The 14,062-nt window shown below is 67.5% G+C and carries 11 protein-coding genes and 1 pseudogene; 6 read left to right on the top strand and 6 right to left on the bottom strand.

Annotated elements, in window-relative coordinates:
* Positions 1 to 54: 54 nt before the first annotated feature.
* The 6 genes from AB0M45_RS21005 to AB0M45_RS20980 all read right to left on the bottom strand — a co-directional run bounded on the left by AB0M45_RS21005 (position 55) and on the right by AB0M45_RS20980 (position 7,442).
* The gene (locus AB0M45_RS21005; RefSeq protein WP_364331498.1) at positions 55 to 1,770 is read right to left on the bottom strand and encodes an ABC transporter ATP-binding protein; all 1,716 of its coding nucleotides are present in this window, start codon (positions 1,768 to 1,770) and stop codon (positions 55 to 57) included.
* Positions 1,767 to 3,656 carry an ABC transporter ATP-binding protein gene (locus AB0M45_RS21000; protein WP_364331495.1) on the bottom strand — a complete coding sequence of 630 codons (1,890 nt, stop codon included), beginning with the start codon at positions 3,654 to 3,656 and terminating at the stop codon, positions 1,767 to 1,769. The genes AB0M45_RS21005 and AB0M45_RS21000 overlap by 4 nt, the downstream gene beginning before the upstream one ends.
* Before the next feature lie 214 nt (positions 3,657 to 3,870).
* Positions 3,871 to 4,794, bottom strand: a complete 924-nt coding sequence (locus AB0M45_RS20995; protein WP_364331492.1) for an alpha/beta hydrolase — start codon at positions 4,792 to 4,794, stop codon at positions 3,871 to 3,873.
* 189 nt (positions 4,795 to 4,983) lie between these two features.
* Positions 4,984 to 5,661 (bottom strand): response regulator transcription factor, encoded by a 678-nt coding sequence (locus AB0M45_RS20990; protein WP_364331489.1) that lies wholly within the window; start codon positions 5,659 to 5,661, stop codon positions 4,984 to 4,986.
* A complete protein-coding gene (locus tag AB0M45_RS20985; RefSeq protein ID WP_364331486.1) occupies positions 5,658 to 6,878 on the bottom strand; it encodes a sensor histidine kinase in 1,221 nt (406 codons plus the stop codon). Before AB0M45_RS20985 ends, AB0M45_RS20990 begins: the two co-directional genes overlap by 4 nt.
* Before the next feature lie 435 nt (positions 6,879 to 7,313).
* The gene (locus AB0M45_RS20980; protein WP_364331482.1) at positions 7,314 to 7,442 is read right to left on the bottom strand and encodes a hypothetical protein; all 129 of its coding nucleotides are present in this window, start codon (positions 7,440 to 7,442) and stop codon (positions 7,314 to 7,316) included.
* 134 nt (positions 7,443 to 7,576) lie between these two features.
* Between AB0M45_RS20980 and AB0M45_RS20975 the strand changes: the two genes are divergently transcribed.
* The 6 genes and pseudogenes from AB0M45_RS20975 to AB0M45_RS20950 form a co-directional block, all read left to right on the top strand.
* Positions 7,577 to 8,467, top strand: a complete 891-nt coding sequence (locus tag AB0M45_RS20975) for an NAD(P)-binding domain-containing protein (protein WP_364331479.1) — start codon at positions 7,577 to 7,579, stop codon at positions 8,465 to 8,467.
* Between the two features lie 375 nt (positions 8,468 to 8,842).
* Positions 8,843 to 9,952: a polyprenyl synthetase family protein gene (locus AB0M45_RS20970; RefSeq protein WP_364331476.1), complete on the top strand. Its 1,110-nt coding sequence runs from the start codon at positions 8,843 to 8,845 to the stop codon at positions 9,950 to 9,952.
* Between the two features lie 25 nt (positions 9,953 to 9,977).
* The gene (locus tag AB0M45_RS20965) at positions 9,978 to 11,105 is read left to right on the top strand and encodes a hypothetical protein (RefSeq protein ID WP_364331473.1); all 1,128 of its coding nucleotides are present in this window, start codon (positions 9,978 to 9,980) and stop codon (positions 11,103 to 11,105) included.
* Positions 11,102 to 12,070, top strand: coding sequence for a 4-hydroxy-3-methylbut-2-enyl diphosphate reductase (ispH, locus tag AB0M45_RS20960; RefSeq protein WP_364331470.1), 969 nt, complete (start codon positions 11,102 to 11,104; stop codon positions 12,068 to 12,070). The genes AB0M45_RS20965 and ispH overlap by 4 nt, the downstream gene beginning before the upstream one ends.
* Positions 12,067 to 13,911: a 1-deoxy-D-xylulose-5-phosphate synthase gene (locus tag AB0M45_RS20955; protein WP_364331467.1), complete on the top strand. Its 1,845-nt coding sequence runs from the start codon at positions 12,067 to 12,069 to the stop codon at positions 13,909 to 13,911. Before ispH ends, AB0M45_RS20955 begins: the two co-directional genes overlap by 4 nt.
* Positions 13,908 to 14,062: pseudogene (locus tag AB0M45_RS20950) on the top strand (4-hydroxy-3-methylbut-2-en-1-yl diphosphate synthase); the annotation flags it as partial. The gene AB0M45_RS20955 and the pseudogene AB0M45_RS20950, both read left to right, overlap by 4 nt.

Here is a 14,062-nt window from a genome sequence, read left to right as displayed (position 1 = left end):
CGTCTTCAGCATGCCTGCAACGGTACGATCGCAAAGCTCGAACAACATGCCGGCTCATTCACTCGCTACCGGTGTTCTGGAGACTTCCCAGAAGTCGGCGTAGCGGCCACCGTGGCGCAGCAACTCGTCATGGCTGCCTTCTTCCACGATCCGGCCGGCGTCCAGGAAGACGATGCGGTCGGCGCGTTGGACGGTCCGTAGGCGATGCGCCACCAGCACCACTGTCCGGCCCGCCATCAGGCGCTCGATTCCTTCGTGGACGGCCGCCTCGTTCACCGGGTCGAGTGCTGAGGTCACCTCGTCCAGCAACACGATGGGCGCGTTCTTCAGCAGCGCTCGCGCGATCGAAACGCGTTGGCGCTCACCGCCGGACAGCATTGTGCCGCCCTCGCCGACTTTCGTCGTCCATCCGCCGGGCAGTCGCTCGATCACTTCGTCCAACCGCGCCGCGCTCGCGGCCGCTCGCACTTCGGCGTCGCCTGCGTCGGGACGGCCGAGACGCACGTTCTCCTCGATCGTGCCGTCGAACAGATAGACGTCCTGGAAGACGATGGCGATCTGCTGCATCAGCATTTCGGTGCTGATCGCGCGCACGTCCACACCTCCCACGCGCACCACGCCTTCGTCCACGTCGTAGAACCGCGCGAGCACTTGCAGAAAGGTGCTCTTACCCGCACCCGAGGGACCGACAACGGCAAGCCGCCCTCCCTCGGGCACGGACAGTGACACGTTGTCCACCACCGTGCGGCCGCCATGCCGGAAGGTGACGGACTCGAATTCCAGGTCGTGGCCCGCCGGCTGAATCGGTTCGGGAGCTTCTGGCAGCGGTTCGGTGCGCAACACCGTGTCGAGTCCGGCCAGCCCGGTACGCGCGCCGCGCAGTTGGCCGCCGATTTCCGACAGCGACAGCAGCGGGTCCGCGCAGCGGGCGGTAAGCACCAGGATCGCCAAAACCTCTGCCACACCGATATTCCCGCCGAGCGCGAGGTATGCGCCCAAGGCCAGCAGAGCGGTGAACATCGCCTGCACCGTGAGCGTCAGGCCCACTATGCCGGGCAGTGCCGACAGCATGGAACGGCGGGACGCGCGCTCGAGTTCCGACAGCGAATCGTCGAGCAACCGGAATCGTTCGGCAGTTCGGCCTCCGGCGCGCAGCACCGGCTGGGCCTGCAGGTATTCGATGACTCTCCCCGTGGCCTCCTTGGCGCGTTCGGTACGCTCCGCGTCGGCAGCGGCCATCGACCGTCCCGTCCAGATCTGGATCGCCGCCACGACCGGTACGGCGGCGAGCGCGGCCAACCCCAAATGCCAGTCGAAGGCGAGCATTACGGCAACGATCGTCAGCGGAGTCACGCTGGCGGAGATCAACGGTGCCAGCAGATGCGCGATCACGCTCATCGCCTGCAGCACACCCTCGCTGGCGAGGACCGACACCTCCCCGACACGACCGGCGGTGAACCAGCCGAGGGGCAATCGGGCCAGACGATCGCCGAAACGATGATAGACACCGCGCAGCAGCGTGGTCCCCACGAGGAAACCGGACAGATCGCTGCGATAGCGCAGCGCCGCATAGCCGGCGACCGCCGCCCCGAACGCGATCAGCCAGGGCCAGGCATCTGCGGGCGTGCTCCCGAAAAGTGCGCGCAGCACTGGAAACAGCAGTGCGTAGGACAAACCTTCGGCTACCGAGGTTGCCGTCATCAGGGCCACGGTGCGACGCACGGGCTGGGCGTACTCGTGTCCCAACACGCGCAGCAGCATTCGAATCATCGGGGCTCGTCTCCTTGCAAAGTGTCATCGGCGACGTTCGCGGGCCGCTGCCTGAGCTCACGCCCCAGTACGCCACCGTGGGTTTCGATCTCGTCGGCGAGCACGGATCGATGGGACTGCCAGAATTCGGCGAACCTTCCGTTCCGGGCCAGCAGCTCGGCGGGCTTGCCGCGCTCGACGATCGAGCCGTTCTCCAGCATCACGACGGTGTCGGCGTCGGCGATCGTCTCCAGACGATGAGCGATGACCAGGATCGTGCGATCGCCCTCCAGCGTCGCCATTGCCCGGCGCACCGCCTGCTCGGTGTGCGGGTCGGCGAAGGCGGTCGCCTCGTCGAGCACCAGAATGGGCGCGTCGGCGAGCAGAGCGCGTGCGATCGAAATCCGTTGCGACTCGCCACCGGAAAGCTGTACGTCCGCACCGAGCACCGTGTCGTATCCGCGCGGCAGCTCGAGAATTCGATCGTGAATATTCGCCAGCCGGGCGGCGTGAACCACGTCATCGAGGTCGGCCTGCGGTACCGCCAGTGCGATATTGTCCGCGACCGACGCGCGCAGCAGGCGAACATCCTGGAAGACAAAGGAGACCATCCGGTACAGATCCCGGCTGCCGAGCTCGCGCAGATCGACACCGCCCAACCGGACCGAACCGTGGGTCGGGTCGAAGAACCGCGGCAACAACTGCACCAGCGTGGACTTTCCGCTTCCCGACGGACCCACGATCGCCGTGACCGTCCCGGGCTCGAGCACCAGGTCGATCCCGCGCAGCACCTCGTGATCGACTTCGTACCCGAATCGAACGTCACGCAGTTCCACCCGATGCCCCTGTGGTGTGACCGGACGCGAAGGCTCCGATAGCGGTTGCACCTCGAGCACTTCCCGGATCCGGCCGACCGCGCGCCGGGCGGCCTGCAGATCGTCGAAGCCGTGGCCCAGCGCCGCCACCGGAGCGGTCAGGCCCAGGCCCAGCAGCAGGAACGGCAGCAGATCCGCCGGGGCCAGAGAACCGTTCGTGATCAGAACCGTGCCGCCGATCAGCACGACCAGCAGCACGAACGGCGGTGACAGCACCACCTGCATTCCCGCGGCGATTCCGGCGAGACCGTGCACCATGCGGAGAAAGGAGTCCGCGAAATCGTCTGCGGCCGTGCGGAATTTCCGGTGAGCGCGCTCGCCCGAGCCGAACGCCTTGACCACCGAGATTCCCTGCACGAATTCGACGGCCGCACTCGCAATCCGGCTCATCCCCGCATCGAATTCCTTCTGCTCGCGCAGCCGGGCCGGGGTCATCATCAGGGGAACCAGCGCCACTGCCAGCACCACCGGTACCAGCGTGATCAGCGTGAGCCGCCAGTCGATGGCGAACAAGTAGATCAGCGACACCAGCGGCACCACGAATGCGGCGACGAGCTCGCCGGGGGTGTGGGCGATGAACGGGTGCACGGCACTCACGTCCTTACCCACGATCTTCGCCAGCTCGCCGGTGCGGCGCCGGGCGAACCAGCCGATCGGTACACGCCCCAGTCGAGCGGCCAGTTGCCTGCGAAACGACAGTTGCACCCGGCTGTCGAGAAGATGTCCGATTCCGGACGACGCGGCGGTGAACAGCAGCCGGACGAACAAGCCGACCGCACCCGCGACCACGACGATCCGGACATGACCGTGATCGATGGGACCCGGCGACAACAGAGTTCGACCCAATTCGACAACCGCGAGCAACGGCGCGAGACCAGCGACAGCGCCGATGATCTGCAGGACGACAACGGCGGCGAAACCGCCTAGATAAGGGCGCAGCAATGCTGCCACGCTCGGTTCTACCGAGGAATCGACGTCTGCTGGGGGTGGTGTGGACTGCTCCCTCGCCTCGGCAAGGTCGATAGTCGTCATCGTTCTCCTGTCTTCGTCGATTTCGCCGCGGCTACGTCGCGGCCAGTTCGAGTGCGGTCTCGTGCGCCCCTGAATCGAGCCAGCCGGAAGCCGGTGAGCCGGGTGGTTGCGGTGACGACGGCGAGGACAACCGGCGGTGCCATCGGGTCTCCTGTGGATCGAGAGCGATCTTGACAGTGGCAAGATAGGGTGGTGGGCACGAACTTGTCAATGTCTAGATATTCGGACGGCTCGCATCCCCGACGAGGGCGCGGCGCAGGGCAGCGGCGAGTTCGGCATTCTGCCGCTGTGACACCTCGGCGGACAGGATCGCCTGCGATCCGTGGAACGTGCCGGGCCACTGATGCAGCTCGACCGGCACTCCCGCCTGCATCAAACGCAGTGCGTAGTCGATGTCTTCGTCGCGGTTCGGGCAGAACTCCGCGGTGGCGATGTAGGCGGGTGGCAGGCCGGACAGATCGGTGGCCCGCGCCGGGGCGGCGTACGGCGTGGCGGGCGTGGAACCCAGGTAGTGCCCCCACATTTGGGCGACTTTGCCGCGAGTCAGGAACGGCGTATCGGTGAAATGCCGCGCCGACCATGTCTGCTGCCGGTCGTCGAGGACGGGTTGGTTGAGCAGCTGGAAGCGGATCGGCGGCCCTTGCTCGTCACGCGCCCGCAACGCCACCGCGGCCGCGAGTCCCGCGCCGGCGCTGTGGCCTCCGATCGCGATCCGCGCCGGATCGATGCCGAGTTCGGCCGCGTGCTCGGCCGTCCAAGTCAGCACCGCGTAGATGTCGTCATGCGCGGCGGGGAAGGGGTGCTCGGGCGCCAGGCGGAAGTCCCCCGAGATCACCGTCGTTCCGGAGTTGTCGGCGAGCAGCGTGGCCCACGGATGTTCGGTGTCCAAATCGCCCATGACGAATCCGCCGCCGTGCAGCCACAGGATGGCTCCCCGCGCCCCGTGCGGCCGATAGATCCGTATCGGCACATCGGAATCCCCTGGGACCGTGCAATTTTCGATCTCCAGGTTCGCGGTGTCCGGTACCGGTATCGCGGCGGCCAACTCGGCGAGGTTCGCGCGGGCGGTGATCGGGTCGCCCAGGTCGGCCGGGGGGAACATCGGGACGAATGCTTCGAGTTCGGGATCCATGATCATGCCGTTGATGCTCGCGCCGATCAGGCATGCTCCGCTTCCGGCGACGGGAGTCGCTGTCTACGTGAATTCGCGTACGAAGATCGCGATCGGCTGCGACGGTCGTCGTAGCCGATCGGTCGTTGAACGGACACCGGGCACACCCAAACGTGCACAGCCGCAACGCATGGTTAGTTCGGCGCGCAGTTGCGGCTACGGGGTGAAATCACTCAGCCCGGTCTGGTAGGCGATCACGACCAGCTGCGCGCGGTCGCGCGCACCCAGCTTCACCATCGCGCGGCTGACATGCGTGCGTGCGGTGGCCGGGCTGAGAAACAACGCGGCACCGATCTCGTCATTGCTCATGCCCTGCCCCACCAGTGCCAGCACTTCGCGCTCACGGTCGGTCAGTACCGCGAGCCGGTCCTCGGCGGACTTGGCAGCCCTGCGCTGCGCGGTGAATTGACTGATGAGGCGGCGGGTGATCCGGGGTGCGAGCAGCGCGTCACCGGCGGCGACCACCCTGATGGCGTGCAAGAGTTCGGCCGGGCCCGCGTCCTTGAGCAGGAACCCGCTCGCTCCCGCCTGCAAGGCATCGAAGACGTTCTCGTCGGTGTCGTAGGTGGTGAGGATAAGGACCTTGACCCGATCCATCCCGTTGGCCTCGGCGATCTGCGCGGTGGCGCGTATTCCATCCAGCCGTGGCATGCGGATGTCCATGAGGACGACGTCGGGGCGGGTGGCGCGGGCAAGTTCGACAGCTTCTGCGCCAGTGGTGGCTTCACCGACCACCGTGATGTCGTCTTCCAGGTCGAGCAGAACTTTGAAGCCGGAACGGACCAGACGTTCGTCGTCGGCGAGCAGCACCTTGATCGGTGGCGTGGAGTTCACGAGCGCGATCCGACCGGGGCCAGGGGAAGCCGGGCGGTGACCTCGAACCCGCCATCGGGATGCGACGTCGCGTCGAGTTCACCGCCGAGCAGTTGGCAGCGTTCGCGCATTCCGACGATGCCGCGGCCGGTAGTGGGGGAGTTGCCGGTGTGAACCGGGACGTGAGTGGAGCCGCGGCGGCCCTCGTCGGTCACCCGTATCCGCAAGGCGTCGATGCCGGGTTCGAGTGCCACCGTGACCCGGGTCGGGCCGACGTGCCGGATCACGTTGGTGATCGACTCCTGCACAATGCGGTACGCGGCGCTGCCCACCGCGCTCGGTAGCGGCGTCACCGGCGAGGTCTGCTCGAAAGCGATGTCGAGCCCGGCAGCACGGGCCTTGCCGACGAGTTCGTCGATCTGACCGAGGCCGGGATAGGGTTCGCGGTCATCGCCATCGCGCAGGACACCGAGGATGGCGCGCATCTCGCGCAGTGCCCGCGAACTGGTCTGCTCGATGGTGCGCAGTGCTTCGCGGGCCTGTTCCGGTCGCTTGTCGAGCACGTGTGCGGTGACGCCGGACTGCACGTTGATGATGGCGATCGCGTGGGCGACGGTGTCGTGGACTTCGCGGGCGATCCGGAGCCGTTCGGCGTCGACCCGCGCCCTGGCTTCTTCGTCGCGGGACCGTTCCGCCAGTTCCGCCCGTTCTTGCGCGTCCGCGGCGATGACCCGGCGGGATCGGACGGATTCACCGAGTATCGTGCTGATCACCGACGCGCCGATCCGGAAGAACACCCATCCGATGGCCACGACCGGCTCGACATCCGCTCCGGCGATCAGCCAGCCGATGGCGAGGACCGTGATGCCCGCACCAGCGATCATCAGCGATCGCCGCCCGTCGCCATAGGCGGCGAGGGTGTACAGGGCGACGAAGAGTGCGAGATAGGAAGCCCGGTCGGGGAAGTCGAGACCGAAATAGATGAGGCTGGCCACCGCCGTGACCAGGAACACCAGGACAGGCTGCCTGCGGCGCGCGGCGACGGCCACGCCACTCACGATCAGCAGGGCATATCCGAGGCCCGAGACCGGCTTCGGGACCGGCTCGAGCGGCACCGGGATCACGGCACTCTGAACCTGGATCGCGGTAACGAACAGCGCCAGCAGGACATCCGGGAACCAGGCAGGCCGACGCGAGAACCAGGCGGACAGCTGCCGCGACGCCGCCCGTTGAACCATGCCGTGAGAGTACGGCATCCGCGACTGCCCGCGCTCCTGCCCGGGCGCGCGATCGGCTACGACGACGGGCGCAGCCGATAGCGATTCCCATAGGCGTATCCACGTAGACAGCGACTCTGATCACATCCCCGGACACCTCGCACCGCCCCCGTCGGCGGGCGGCACGACCGAATTCGAGATGTCGCGACCCCGCCCGTTGAACCATGCCGTGAGAGTGTGGCATTCGCGGATGCTCACGTTCCCTCCCGGGCGCGCTGCTGATCGCGCTGGTGCTCTCGACACCGAACCCGGTCGAGGAACCGGACGCTGATTCGGGCGGGCCGGAGGTTTCGCGCCGTCGCTTCCTCGGCGTTGCCGGTGGTGTGGTTGTGCCACAACCGGTCTCTGTCGTAGGCGCGCAGGTGGTCGCGGGTCTGTTCGCCGGGCTTTCGCTCATCAGCGGTAGCGAGGCATCCGGCCGTCGTCGCCCGCCTGCGCGAGGCGGTCGACCTGCGCCGTCGGCGGATTGCTGGTCGCGCGGTACGCCGGACGCGACCTCGAAGTACCGGCAGTGACTCCGGTCATATCGCGTGTCGTGCGGCTGTCGCGACCTGGCCGATTACCTGAACGTATGTAACTGACCTGAAAAGTGCGTACTTGTCGCAATGACTCGGAGGCACAGAGAATCGGTCCGCATTTGTCTGGGATTGGAGTCGCAAATGATCGATCGGGAACGCACCCCGGTGACCGTGCTCGGCACCGGTTCGATGGGCCGCGCGCTCGCCGAAGCCTTCCTCGCGGCAGGGCATCCGACCACAGTGTGGAACCGCAGCCCGCACCGGGCGGCTCCGTTGGTGGCCGCGGGCGCGAACCAGCGACTCGCCATCGCCGATGCCGTCGCCGCCAGCCCGGTGATCATTGCGTGCATGACCACATTCCGAGCTACCCACGACAGCCTGGCTTCGGTGGGACTGGCGCTCAGCGGATGCACGCTCATTACCCTCAATAGCGGAACGCCCTCGGACGCACGCGAATTCGCGCAATGGGCAGCCGACCAGGGGACGCGCTTCCTCGGCGGCGCGATCAAGAACGTGCCTTCGGCCGTGGGCAAGCCGGACACGTTGCTGTATTTCGGCGGTGAGCAGGCCGTTTTCGACGAGCACGTGGAAACGCTGCGGGCGCTCGGCGGCGACCTCGTGCACCTGGGCGGCGAACCCGATCTGGCCGCTCTCTACGAATCCGCCGTTGGCGCTACTTTGCTGCCCGCATTGCTCGGCTTCTTCGAAGGCGCGGCGATACTGGCCGCGCGCGGTCTGGCCGCCCGCACGATGGTGCCCTATTCGGCCAAGTGGCTACAGATGATCGAGTCGCTATTGCCGGTCATGGCCGAGGAGATCGATGCCGGGGACTACACCCACCTCGGCTCTTCGATCGCACTGTTCCACGCCGCAATCGGCAATGATGAGCAGCTCGGGACGGAGTCCGGTGTCGACATGTCCTGGCACGCGCCCATGCACCACCTGCTGCGCCGAGCGGTCGCCGAGGGCCGGGGCGAGCAGAGCATCACGGCACTGATCGAGCTGCTCGCAAACCCGGCCACGCAGCGATAGGCCCCGCAGGGCGGCGACACCCGGCACTCTCCCGCAGCCGATGGGTCTGCTTGGTCGCAACAGATCCGTGCCGTGGCGCTCGGCCGCCGTGACGCCGCTCGGGTATTTTCCGCCGCTCTGAACGCGTTGGCGGATTACCGCCAATTGACTTGACGGATGGCATATTGAGATGCCCGTACTACTACGGGAAGACCGGTTGGCATTCCCATCTCTGGGATTAGCTGTTGTTGGGGTCGAGCCACCCCTTGGTTAATCCTCTTACTGTAGAGACTGGACGGTCTCTACAGGTGAAGCGTCAACCGAAACCGGGGCAGTCCCCAGCGGTAAACACCAGGTCTCGGGTGATGCACCATATGCTCGGCAACGGAAGACCCCATGCGGCAGCACATCGCATCCACACACCAGCCGCTCCTGGCGGCCCCGCCGATGATCGCGGCCACGCCCGAAAAGCTGGACGCGTCACCGACATCGGTGGTCGGCGACCTTCTCGGTGAGGCGCGGGCGGCCGTCGCGCCGGCCCTGCGTGCCGCGATCGATACACTGCCGGACGGCATCGGTCAGGTCGCCGCCTATCACTTCGGCTGGTCAGAGGCGGACGGCACCGCCCGTGACAGTGGGGGCTCCTGGGGCAAAGGCCTGCGATCGGCGCTGGTGCTGGCCTGCGCGCAATCAGTCGGTGGTCGCGCGGAAGAGGTGGTACCCGCCGCGGTCGCGGTGGAGTTGATGCACAACGCCAGTCTCATCCACGACGATCTGATCGACGGCGACGCCCTGCGGCGGCACCGGCCCGCGGTCTGGACGGCGTATTCCCCCACCACCGCCATCCTCGCCGGTGACGCCCTGCTTGTCGCCGCCATCCGAGCCCTGCTGAGAAGTTCACCGCGGCACGCTGCGAAAGCGATCGACAGTTTGACCAACGAAGGCCTGCAGCTCATCGAGGGCGAACTGGTCGATACTTCGTTCGAGACGCGTCGCGGCGTGTCCGTGGCCGAGTGTTTGAAGATGACGCAGGACAAGACCGCCGCGTTGCTGAAATGCGCATGCGCGCTGGGGGCCCGCCTCGGTGGCGCGGCCGAGGATCGCATCGAAGCGCTCGGACAGTTCGGACGCGATATCGGTATGGCGTTCCAGGCGGTCGACGATCTGCTGGGTATCTGGGGCATGTCCGAGGTCACCGGCAAGCCCGCGCTGGCCGACCTGCGTCGCCGTAAACAGAGCCTGCCCGTTGTGGTTGCGCTGCAAGCCGGTACCCCGGAATCGGCTGAGCTGGCTGCCATCTACTCCGGGGACCAGCCGCTCACCGAGGACCAAGTTCAGCGGGCCGCCGAATTGATCGAAGCGACCGGTGCCCGTCGTTGGGTACGCGACTACGCAAACGAGCAGATCGCCTCTGGGCTCGAGCATTTGGATCGAGCCCAACCCACCGCTCATGGACGCGACCGGCTCATCGCGCTCGCGGGCCTTGTCATCGACCGCACCGCCTGAGACACCCCGAAGTTCGGAGGAATTCATGACCGCGACGCAGCCTGTCGACATGTCCACGGCCCAACGTCCGGCGGTTCAGCCGCTGCCTCGCGAGGTCGCGGTGTACTGCCCGTTCCCTCTGCGATCACATCCGTTCGACACCCGAGCCATCGACGATCAAGCGGTGATGTGGTGTCTCGACCAGAGCCTGTGCGAGCCCGGCAGTATCGCGACTCGGATGGCGTGCGCGGCAGGGATCGCCCCGGCGCTACCGCACGCCCCTGACTCCACGATCCTTGCCGCGACGAAGTTGTTTTACTGGGGTACGCAGCTGGATGACCATTGGGATGCGCACCCTCACTTGGAGCTGATCGTCGCGCACGCCGGTGTCCTTCATGCGGTGATGACCGACGGGCCCGACGTGCCGCTGCCACCCGGCGATCGGTTGGCGGCCGCGCTGCGGGACCTGCGCGGCCAGCTCGAGACCGTGCTGACCGACACCGAGATCCTCTGGTTCCGGACGGAATTCGCGGCGTGGCTGAACGGGCAGCAGCATTACACCGCGCTGCAGCGACAGACGACGCCGCCGAGCCTCGGCCAGTACATGCGGATGCGGTGGGCGAAATCCGGTGTCGGCACGCTGCTGCCGTTCACCCCGGCGACCATGGGCTGCCGGCTGTCGCCTCGTGCACTCGACGACCCGCCGGTGCATGCGTTCGTCAAGGCGACGATGATGGCCACCGCTCTGCTGAACGACCTCTACAGTGCCGCCAAGGAGCGCAGCGCCGGGACCGCCACCACGAATCTGATCGCCATCCTCACCCACGACCATGATCTCGAACCCGCGGCCGCGGTGATGGAGACCTGGCGACTGTACGAACGGACTGTGGCCCTGGCGTGGCATCTGCAGCAGCAGCTGCGCACCGACCCGCGTCCGGCCGTCGCCCGGCTGGCGGCCGACCTGCCCAATTGGATCCCCGCGGGCATCCACTGGGCGGCGACGACCCCCCGCTATCACCAGCACACCGACAGCACGCCGACGAGTTTCACACCTGCGCAGGTCGTTCTCTCCGACACCCCGGCCCTGGCCGATCCCGACGACCTGACGCCACCCCCGTATCCGGAGATCGCGGGGTGGTGGAGATACGCGACATCAGGCGGGCGCCGGCGATGAGCGAGACCACGACTGTGTTGCTGGCGTCGCCGCGCAGCTACTGCGCGGGCGTGGAGCGGGCGATCGAAACCGTCGAGCGTGCCCTGGCGAACGCGAGCGGCCCGGTGTACGTCCGTAAGCAGATCGTGCACAACCGGCACGTCGTCGACACCCTCGCCGCGCGAGGCGCCATCTTCGTCGATGAGCTCGACGACATCCCCGATCCAGCGCCTGACGACGCCGTAGTGGTGTTCTCCGCGCACGGTGTGTCCCCGGCGGTGCGAGCAGAAGCCGACCGCCGCGGTCTCACGGTCATCGACGCGACCTGCCCGCTGGTCCGGAAAGTCCATCACGAAGCGGAGCGATTCGCCCGCCGAGGCGACCGGATCGTCCTGATAGGTCATGCGGGGCACGAGGAGGCAGTGGGCACGCTCGGGGTCGCGCCGGACGCCACGGTGCTCGTGCAATCAGCTGAGGACGTCGCAGCCCTCGAGCTGCCCGCCGACACCCCGGTTGCGGTGCTGACACAAACGACGCTCGCCGTCGACGAGACCACCGCGGTGATCGAGGCGCTGCGGGCACGCTACCCCGGGCTGAAAGAGCCGCCGTCCGAGGACATCTGCTACGCCACCACCAACCGGCAGAACGCCGCGCGCGCGGTCATCGACGATGCGGACGTTTTGCTCGTCATCGGATCCTGCAACTCCTCCAACTCCCAGCGCCTGGTCGAACTTGCCCGCCGCTCAGGCACCGCCGCGTACCTCATCGACGACGCCAGCGACATCGAGCAGGCGTGGCTCGAGCACGCCGAAACCATCGGTGTGACCGCCGGCGCTTCCACCCCGCCCGGACTCGTCGGCCAGGTCGTCGACGCGCTGCGCGCCCGCGGACCCGTACACGTGGTCGAACGCGAAATCGCCACGGAGACGATGCGTTTCACGCCGCCGCGACAGCAGCCGAGCCCCAAGCAAGAGAGGCCGTCATGACCCGGCCGGACGCCACCCCGGCGGCGCCGGGTGTGCTGGCTTCTCTCGCGGGGCCGGAGGACATCGCCGGACTCGACTCTGCGCAGTTGCGTGTGCTGGCCGACGAGGTTCGCGCGCGCCTCATTCAGACGGTTGCCTCCACCGGCGGACACCTCGGCGCCTCGCTCGGCACGGTAGAGCTGACTATTGCCCTCCACCGGGTCTTCGACTCCCCCCGCGATCCGATCATTTTCGACACGGGACATCAGGCGTACACGCACAAGATGCTGACTGGCCGCGCGGGGCAATTCCACACGTTGCGCAGGCGGGGTGGGCTGTCGGGGTATCCCAGCCGCGCCGAGTCACCGCACGATTGGCTGGAGTCCTCGCACGCCTCGGTGAGTATCGCCCGCGCGCACGGCCTCGCCCGCGGATTTCACCTGCTCGGCGACACCGGCCGTCGAGTGGTCGCCGTCATCGGTGACGGCGCACTCACCGGCGGCGTCGCCTGGGAAGGCCTCAACATCCTGGGCGCCGACGCCCTGCCATTGGTCGTCGTCGTCAACGACAACGGCCGCAGCTACGATCCGTCCGTTGGCGAGCTCGCCGCCCATCTCGCGCAACTACGTCGCGGGAACTCCGGGAACCGAAACTTCTTCGAGCTCATGGGATTCGAGTACGTCGGGCCGGTCGACGGCCACGACCTCGACGCCATCACCACCGCGCTGACGCGCGCGCAGAAAGCGAAGCGACCGATCGTCGTCCACGCCATCACCGAGAAAGGCAAAGGGTACGGGCCAGCCGAGAACGACGCCGCCGACCGGATGCACGCCTGCGGGGTAATCGACCCAGCCACCGGCAAACCGACCACACCCCCGGCGCCGACGTGGACCGACGTGTTCGGCGAAGAGCTTGCCGCGCTCGCCGACAGCAACCCCACGATCGTCGCCGCAACGGCGGCGATGCGGTTGCCGACCGGGTTGGGCGCACTGTCGGCCGCGCATCCGCACCGCGTCTTCGACTCCGGGATCGCCGAGCAGCACATGCTGGCGGCCGCCGCGGGCATGGCCAGCAGCGGCCTGCACCCGGTAGTCGCGCTGTACTCGACATTCTTGCCGCGCGCGCTCGACCAAATCCTCTACGACGCCGGCCTGCACGAGGCAGCGGTCACACTGGTGCTCGACCGGGCCGGGATCACCGGCCCCGACGGGCCGAGCCATCACGGCCTGTGGGACCTGACGCTGCTCAGCAGCGTCCCCGGCATGCGGATCGCCTGCCCCCGCGACCCCGACCGCCTCCGGACATTGCTGCGCGAAGCGATCGACATCCCCGGGCCCACCGCACTGCGCTTCCCGAAATCCGCCGTCGATCAGACCATTCCGGCCGACGCACGGATGGACGGGCTCGACATCCTCTACCGCAGCCCACACCTGCCCCTCGACATCCTGATTGTCGCGGTCGGTGTCATGGCCACACCATGCGTCGCCGCGGCCGCCGACCTCACCGCTCGAGGAATCGGAGTCACGGTTGTCGATCCACGCTGGGTGACGCCTGTCAACCCGGCGCTGGTCGGGCTCGTCGCCCGCCACCGCGCCACCGTGACCGTCGAGGACGGCCTGGTCGAGGGCGGCATCGGCGCCCGCCTCGTGCACGCCGTCGCCGAACGATCCTCCCGCTCGCCTGTCGCGATCCGAGCCCTCGGCGTACCCACCGGTTACCTCCCGCACGCGAGTCGGACCGAGCTGCTGTCCCACTGCGGGCTCACCAGCACCGGCATCGCCGACGGCTGCCGCACGCTGCTGGAGGCGCTGCCCGACTACACCCCGGCGCCCCCGCCCGCCGTCACCTGGAGTGCGCCATGACCACGCATGCGCCGGTCCATCTTCCTGTCCCCACCACACCCCGCCCGACTCTGCGGCCCCGGCGTAAGACCCGCCAGCTGATGGTGGGCAATGTCGGAGTGGGCAGTGATCACCCGATCTCGGTGCAGTCCATGACCACGACCAAGACGCA

It is taken from the genome of Nocardia sp. NPDC051787 (assembly GCF_040681325.1).
In the GTDB taxonomy this organism is placed as follows: Bacteria; Actinomycetota; Actinomycetes; order Mycobacteriales; family Mycobacteriaceae; genus Nocardia.
Note: the sequence above shows the minus strand (reverse complement) of the source record. Positions and strands in the feature narration are given on the sequence as shown.

Excerpts from the sequence above, each read along its gene's own strand:
- ispH (WP_364331470.1), top strand. The coding sequence starts at position 11,102 with ATGAGCGAGACCACGACTGTGTTGCTGGCGTCGCCGCGCAGCTACTGC.
- AB0M45_RS20980 (WP_364331482.1), bottom strand. The coding sequence starts at position 7,442 with ATGACCGGAGTCACTGCCGGTACTTCGAGGTCGCGTCCGGCGTACCGC.
- AB0M45_RS20955 (WP_364331467.1), top strand. The coding sequence starts at position 12,067 with ATGACCCGGCCGGACGCCACCCCGGCGGCGCCGGGTGTGCTGGCTTCT.
- AB0M45_RS20965 (WP_364331473.1), top strand. The coding sequence starts at position 9,978 with ATGACCGCGACGCAGCCTGTCGACATGTCCACGGCCCAACGTCCGGCG.
- AB0M45_RS21000 (WP_364331495.1), bottom strand. The coding sequence starts at position 3,656 with ATGACGACTATCGACCTTGCCGAGGCGAGGGAGCAGTCCACACCACCC.
- AB0M45_RS21005 (WP_364331498.1), bottom strand. The coding sequence starts at position 1,770 with ATGATTCGAATGCTGCTGCGCGTGTTGGGACACGAGTACGCCCAGCCC.
- AB0M45_RS20985 (WP_364331486.1), bottom strand. The coding sequence starts at position 6,878 with ATGGTTCAACGGGCGGCGTCGCGGCAGCTGTCCGCCTGGTTCTCGCGT.
- AB0M45_RS20970 (WP_364331476.1), top strand. The coding sequence starts at position 8,843 with ATGCGGCAGCACATCGCATCCACACACCAGCCGCTCCTGGCGGCCCCG.
- AB0M45_RS20975 (WP_364331479.1), top strand. The coding sequence starts at position 7,577 with ATGATCGATCGGGAACGCACCCCGGTGACCGTGCTCGGCACCGGTTCG.
- AB0M45_RS20995 (WP_364331492.1), bottom strand. The coding sequence starts at position 4,794 with ATGATCATGGATCCCGAACTCGAAGCATTCGTCCCGATGTTCCCCCCG.